The 6,352-nt window shown below is 63.1% G+C and carries 4 protein-coding genes; 3 read left to right on the top strand and 1 reads right to left on the bottom strand.

The features are described from left to right. On the top strand, positions 1-3,207 hold a 3,207-nt coding region (locus K6N12_RS32780), incomplete at its 5' end, for a translocation/assembly module TamB domain-containing protein (RefSeq protein WP_222149155.1). Between the two features lie 203 nt (positions 3,208-3,410). On the opposite strand, the gene K6N12_RS32775 is transcribed toward K6N12_RS32780, so the two are convergent. Next, a complete protein-coding gene (locus K6N12_RS32775; RefSeq protein ID WP_012559170.1) occupies positions 3,411-3,848 on the bottom strand; it encodes an Lrp/AsnC family transcriptional regulator in 438 nt (145 codons plus the stop codon). 121 nt (positions 3,849-3,969) lie between these two features. Between K6N12_RS32775 and rocF the strand changes: the two genes are divergently transcribed. Both rocF and rocD read left to right on the top strand, forming a co-directional pair. Beyond that, positions 3,970-4,905 carry an arginase gene (gene rocF, locus K6N12_RS32770; RefSeq protein ID WP_097624866.1) on the top strand — a complete coding sequence of 312 codons (936 nt, stop codon included), beginning with the start codon at positions 3,970-3,972 and terminating at the stop codon, positions 4,903-4,905. Between the two features lie 58 nt (positions 4,906-4,963). Next, positions 4,964-6,163 (top strand): ornithine--oxo-acid transaminase, encoded by a 1,200-nt coding sequence (gene rocD, locus K6N12_RS32765; protein ID WP_097624867.1) that lies wholly within the window; start codon positions 4,964-4,966, stop codon positions 6,161-6,163. The last annotated feature ends 189 nt before the right edge of the window (positions 6,164-6,352 follow it).

The raw sequence follows: 6,352 nt of genomic DNA, 5'->3' as shown, positions 1-6,352 counted from the left end.
GAGGTCGATGCAACGCTCAAAAATATCCCGGCGGGCATCGCAAACAGCTTCGTCGCCGATCTTGCCGCCAAAGGCGCGATCTCCGGAACGGTTTCGGCGGCAGGCTCGCTTGCTGCTCCCACCGCCAATTTCGACCTTAGCTGGAAAGATGCTGGGACGAGCCACACCAAGCGTGCCGGCCTTGCGGACCTCGCGGTGAAGGCATCCGGTAAATTCGCCGACAACAAGCTTGATTTCGACACAGCGATAGCGGGCGCCGACAGCGTCTCGCTGACGGCGAACGGCAATGTCGCCGTCACAGGCACGATGATCGACAACATCAAGGTCGATGCAACGCTTAAAAATATCCCGGCGGGCATCGCAAACAGCTTCGTCGCCGACCTCGCCGCCGAAGGCGCGATCTCCGGAACGGTTTCGGCCGCAGGCTCGCTTGCCGCTCCCACTGCCAATTTCGACCTTGATTGGAAAGATGCCGCGACCAGCCACACGAAGCGTGCCGGCCTTGCCGCTCTCGGCCTGACCGCAGCGGGAAAATTCGCCGATAACAAGCTTGATTTCAACGCCGCGGCCAGTGGCGCCGAAGGCCTCTCGCTGAAGAGCACCGGTAATGTCGCCCTCGTCGGCACGACGGTCGAAAACATCAAGGTCGATGCCGAGATCGCCAAGATTCCGGCCAGTCTCGCAAATGCCTTCGTTCCGGACCTGGCGGCCGGCGGCACGATATCGGGCACCCTGTCCGCCGCCGGGACCCCCGCCGCACCGAATGCCGACTTCAAGCTCGCCTGGACCGATGCCGCGACCAGCCACACCAGAAGCGCTCATCTATCGGGACTGGCGCTTGCCGCCTCCGGCCATTTCGCCGACAACCGGCTCGATTTCGATGCCGATCTCGGCGGCAAGGACGGCCTCTCGCTAAAAGCCAAGGGCAATGTTGCAACGGCAGGCACCTCGGTCCGCAATCTTGACGTCAAGGCCGATCTCGCCAATCTGCCGGCAGCGCTCGCCAACGGCTTCATCCCCGGTCTTGCCGCCGAGGGCACGGTGTCGGGAACCGCATCCGTCTCCGGCGCTCTGCCCAAACCCGCCGTCGATTTCAAGCTCGACTGGAAGAACGCCGCAACCGCTCAGACCAAAAACAGCGGCCTTTCCGGCCTGAGCGCGGCGGCATCCGGAAAATACGCCGATGACAGGGTCGACTTCGATGCCAACCTTGCCGGCAAGGACGGGGTGCTGGCCAAGGCCACCGGCGGCGTCACCATCGCCGGAACGGCCATCCGCGATCTTTCGATCAATGCCGATATTCCCGCACTTCCGGCCAATATCGCCAATGCCTTCGTTCCCGGCCTCGGTGCCGAAGGCACACTTTCGGCTAACGCCGTCACGTCGGGAACGCCTGAAAATCCGATCGTCGATTTCAAGCTCGACTGGAAGGATGCGGCCACCAGCCACACCAAGGCTGCCGGCCTCTCCCGCCTGGCGCTGGCGGCGACGGGAAAATACGCCGGTGACCGGCTCGATTTCGATGCCAATCTCAGCGGCAGCGGCGGCATTGCGCTGAAAGCCGCCGGTAATCTTTCGCTCGCCGGCACCTCTATCCGCGCGGTCGATGCCACCGTGAATGCCTCCAATGTTCCGGCTGCGATCGCCAACAGCTTTGTTCCGGGCCTTGGAGCCGAAGGCGCGGTCTCGGCAACCGCAAAGGCCACCGGCGCGCTATCGGCGCCCTCGGTCGATTTCAAGGTCGACTGGAAGAACGCCGCAACCAGCCAGACAAAAGGCGCCGGCCTTTCGCCGTTCACCATCGGCGCATCAGGCAAACTTGCCGGAAACAGGCTGACGGTCGACACCAGTCTTGTCGGTGATGCCGGCATGTCGCTGAAGGGCGGCGGCAGCGTCGTGATCACCGGCAATCGCGCCCTCGATATGCGCTTCAACGGCAATCTTCCCTTCGCCGTGCTTGGCGCGCCACTCGCGCAACAGGGCCTCGTCGCCGACGGCGTCGCCACCCTCAACTTGCAGGTTGGCGGAACCGCGGCGGCACCTGTCATCAACGGCACCGTCTCGACCAATGGCGCCAAGCTCGTCGATGTCCGGCGCAATCTCGCCGTCAACAATCTCGCGGCGACGGTCACCTTCAACGGCAGCCAGGCAGTGATATCGCGCCTCAGCGGCAGCCTCGGCGGCGGCGGCACGATTTCGGCAAGCGGCACCATCGGCATCCAGCCGGCCGGCGGCTTTCCCGCCGATATTTCGATCAAACTCGACCAAGCGGTCTATGTCGATGGAACGCTTGTTGTCTCCACGGTCAACGGCACGCTCGGCCTGCGCGGGCCGATCATGAATTCGACGTTGAGCGGCAAGCTTCGGCTGGACAAGACCTCGATCACCGTCCCGGAAAAATTGCCGACCTCGCTCAGGGAAATCGACATCCGCCACAAGAATGCGCCGCGAGCGGTGCTTGCCCAGTTGCGCGACGATGGCGAACGGAAACCCACCGAGAAATCCTCCACGATCACCCTCGATCTCGAAATCGACGCGCCTTCGCATATCTTCGCACGTGGCCGCGGCATCGATGCCGAGCTCGGCGGCAAGGTGACGATCCGCGGAACGGCGGCAGCGCCGATCGTAACCGGCGGATTCACCATGCGCCGCGGCCGCATGACCATTCTCAACCGCCGTCTGGATTTCACCGACAAAAGCAGGATCACATTCGCCGGCGACCTGACGCCGGCGCTCGATATGGAAGCGACCTCGACCTCCGGCTCGACGACGCTGACCGTCGACGTCGCCGGACTTGCCACCGACCCGGCAATTACCTTTTCCTCCTCGCCGCAGCTGCCGCAGGACGAGGTGCTGGCGCAGCTGATCTTCGGCCAGTCGATGTCCAAACTCTCGCCGGTGCAGATCGCCCAGCTCGCCGACGCCGTCAGCCAGCTGGCCGGCAACCGCTCGACCTCGCTTTTTGAAGGCCTGCGCAATCAGCTCGGCGTCGACGATCTCGATATCAGCACCGATTCCAAGGGCCAGACGAGCGTCAGCGTCGGCCGTTATCTCAACGACCGCACCTATTTCGAATTGCAGCAGGGCGGCGCAGCCGGCGCCAAGGCAATCATCAACCTCGACGTCGGCCGCGGCGTCAAGCTGCGGGGTGCCGCCGGCGGTAATGGTGCCGGCGAAGCGGGTGTCGTCTACGAACGGGAATATTGAGCCGGCTTAGCGTCTGCGGCTGCCCCTCACCCTAACCCTCTCCCCGTAAACGGGGCGAGGGGACGTGCCCTGCGAGAGAGGTGGGAGAGGAACGGAGAGGTCGCGGCATATCGCCTTCGCCCCGCGGGCGGGGAGAAGGTGCCGGCAGGCGGATGAGGGGCTGGTTCGCCGATTCCTCAGCCGGCGTCTCGCACGACAATGTCCTAAAACCCCGTCTTGCTCGTCTTCAGTAGAATATTGCTCTCGGTCGAGTTGATGCCGTTGATCAGCCGAATACGGCGTAGCGTCTCATCGAAAGAGGCAAGGTCGCGATCCTCGAGTTCGGCGACGAAATCCCATTTGCCATTGGTGCTGTGCAGGGCGCGGACCTGCGGCAGGCCGCGCAGCTGATCGGCCACCCTGTCGGCGAGTTTGCCGAGCACCTCGATCATGACGATGGCACGCACCCCGGCGGACCGCGTCTCATGACCGGTGCGGATGGTGAAGCCGACGATGGTGCCGCCGGCGACCAACCGGTCGATTCGGGCGGCAACCGTTGCCCGCGAAGCGCCCGTCATCGCCGCAAGCGAGGAGACGGAAATCCGGGCATTGTGGCGAAGCGCACTCAGGAGCTCGGTATCGAGATCGTCCACGCTGATCACTTTGTCAAAATAGGTTTATCATATTGCGCAATCATAATCCATTTCTGACACTTTTCCATCTTTTTGCCGTCAGCCCTTTATCCCACTATCGGCCAAAACGGCCTCACCACGGAGCCCTCGAATGAATGCCCAATCGCAATCTGTCACACTTATCGGCGCGCCGCTGGAAGAAGGTTCCGGCCGCAGGGGCGCCGCCATGGGCCCGGCGGCCCTGCGCATCGCCGGCGTCGATCAGACGCTGATCGAGCTTGGCCACGACGTCGCCGATCTCGGCGATCTCAGGATCGTACCGGCGATGGATCTGCCGAATCATCCGAAGGCCCATAATCTGAGAATCGTCGGCGCCTTCACGCGGGCGCTCGAAAGCAGCGTCCATGATGTCGCCGCCTCGGGTCGCTTTCCGCTGATCCTCGGCGGCGACCACAGCCTCTCCATGGGCAGCGTCTCCGGCATGGCGCGTTACGCCGCCGGCAAAGGCCGCCCGCTTTTCGTGCTCTGGCTCGATGCACATGCCGATTTCAACTCTCCCGCCACCTCGCCATCCGGCAACATTCACGGCATGCCCGTCGCCTTCTTCTGTGGCGAGGCGGAGTTCGCCGAGATCCTGCCGAGGGATCGTGCCTTCGTCGACCCGAAGAATGTCTTCCAGGTCGGCATCCGTTCGGTCGATGCGCGTGAGCGCGAGGAAATCCACGAACACGGCGTTAACGTCTTCGATATGCGCGCGATCGACGAGCAGGGCATCGGCGCCATCATGCGTGAGATCCTCGATGTGGTCGCCAAGGCGAGCGGCCTGCTGCATGTCAGCCTCGACCTCGATTTCCTTGATCCCGAAATTGCCCCCGGCGTCGGCACTACGGTGCCCGGCGGCGCGACCTTCCGCGAGGCGCATCTGGTGATGGAAATGCTGTCCGACAGCGGCCTCGTCTCGTCGCTCGATCTCGTCGAACTCAATCCGTTTCTCGACGATCGCGGCAAGAGCGCCCGCGTCCTAGTGGAGCTGACGGCAAGCCTCTTCGGCCGCCGCATCTTCGATCGCCCAACCCGTGCCGCGTAGAAGGCACGCGCCGCCTGGAACTCACTTATCGGCATCATGATCTAGAGGGGAAAGAACCATGAACACTTCGGAAAAACTGATCGCCACCGAACAACGTCTCGGCGCCCACAACTACAAGCCGCTCGACGTGGTGCTGACGCGCGGCGAAGGTGTTCATGTCTGGGATACCGACGGCAATCGTTATCTCGATTGCCTCTCGGCCTATTCCGCCGTCAACCAGGGCCATTGTCACCCGAAAATCCTTGCCGCCATGGTCGAGCAGGCGGGCAGATTGACGCTCACCTCCCGCGCCTTCCGCAACGATCAGCTCGCTTATCTCTATGAAGAGCTCGCCGCGCTCACCGGATCGCACAAGATCCTGCCGATGAATTCCGGCGCGGAAGCGGTGGAGACCGCCATCAAGGCGGTGCGCAAATGGGGATACGAGGTCAAGGGTGTACCGGAAGGCCAGGCCGAGATCATCGTCTGCGCCGATAATTTCCATGGCCGGACGCTGAGCATCATCAGTTTCTCCACCGATCCCGACGCCCGCACCGGTTTCGGCCCCTACACCTCGGGATTCCGCACCATTCCCTTCGGCGATGCCGAGGCCTTCGAGGCGGCCATCAACAGCAATACGGTCGCCGCCCTGATCGAGCCGATCCAGGGGGAAGCCGGTGTCATCATCCCGCCGGCAGGATATTTCACCCGCATCCGCGAGCTCTGCACGGATAACAACGTCACCCTCATCCTCGACGAAATCCAGACCGGCCTCGGCCGCACCGGCAAGCTGCTGGCGGAGGAACATGAAGGCATCGAGGCCGATGTGACGCTGATCGGCAAGGCGCTGTCCGGCGGCTTCTATCCCGTCTCTGCGGTGCTTTCCAATTCCGCGGTACTGGGGGTGCTGAAGCCCGGCCAGCATGGCTCCACTTTCGGCGGCAACCCGCTCGCCTGCGCGGTGGCGCGCGCGGCGCTGAAGGTGCTGACGGAAGAGGGTATGATCGAGAACGCCGCTGATATGGGCGACTATTTCCTCGAAGGCCTCAGGTCGATCCGCTCGAACATCGTCCGGGAGGTGCGCGGCCGCGGCCTGATGATGGCTGTCGAACTGGAACCCGAAGCCGGCGGCGCGCGGCAATATTGTCATGCGCTGAAGGAACGCGGCCTGCTCGCCAAGGACACGCACGACCATACGATTCGCCTCGCTCCGCCGCTGGTTATCACGAGGGAGCAGGTCGATTGGGCGGTCTCGCAGATCGAAAAGACCATAAGCTGAGGTGAATCGAGCACGAAACCTCCGCAAATCCGGTTCCCGATTTAGATTTGGGCAACACTCTTCCGCTAATGTCGTCGATAACCGTAACGATGCTTGGCCGAGCGCAAAGCCATCGCGTGGTGTGAAGGCAAAGCTCGTCCGCGCCAATGGTGGCGCGCCCGCTTCTGCCCTGGCTTACGACAGTTGGGA

This window comes from Rhizobium redzepovicii, from assembly GCF_019793435.1.
Taxonomy (GTDB): domain Bacteria; phylum Pseudomonadota; class Alphaproteobacteria; order Rhizobiales; family Rhizobiaceae; genus Rhizobium; species Rhizobium redzepovicii.
The sequence above is the reverse complement of the archived record's forward strand: the minus strand, read 5'-3'. Positions and strand labels throughout refer to the sequence as shown.

Coding starts and splice junctions, on each gene's coding strand:
- rocF (WP_097624866.1), top strand. CDS start 3,970: ATGAATGCCCAATCGCAATCTGTCACACTTATCGGCGCGCCGCTGGAA.
- rocD (WP_097624867.1), top strand. CDS start 4,964: ATGAACACTTCGGAAAAACTGATCGCCACCGAACAACGTCTCGGCGCC.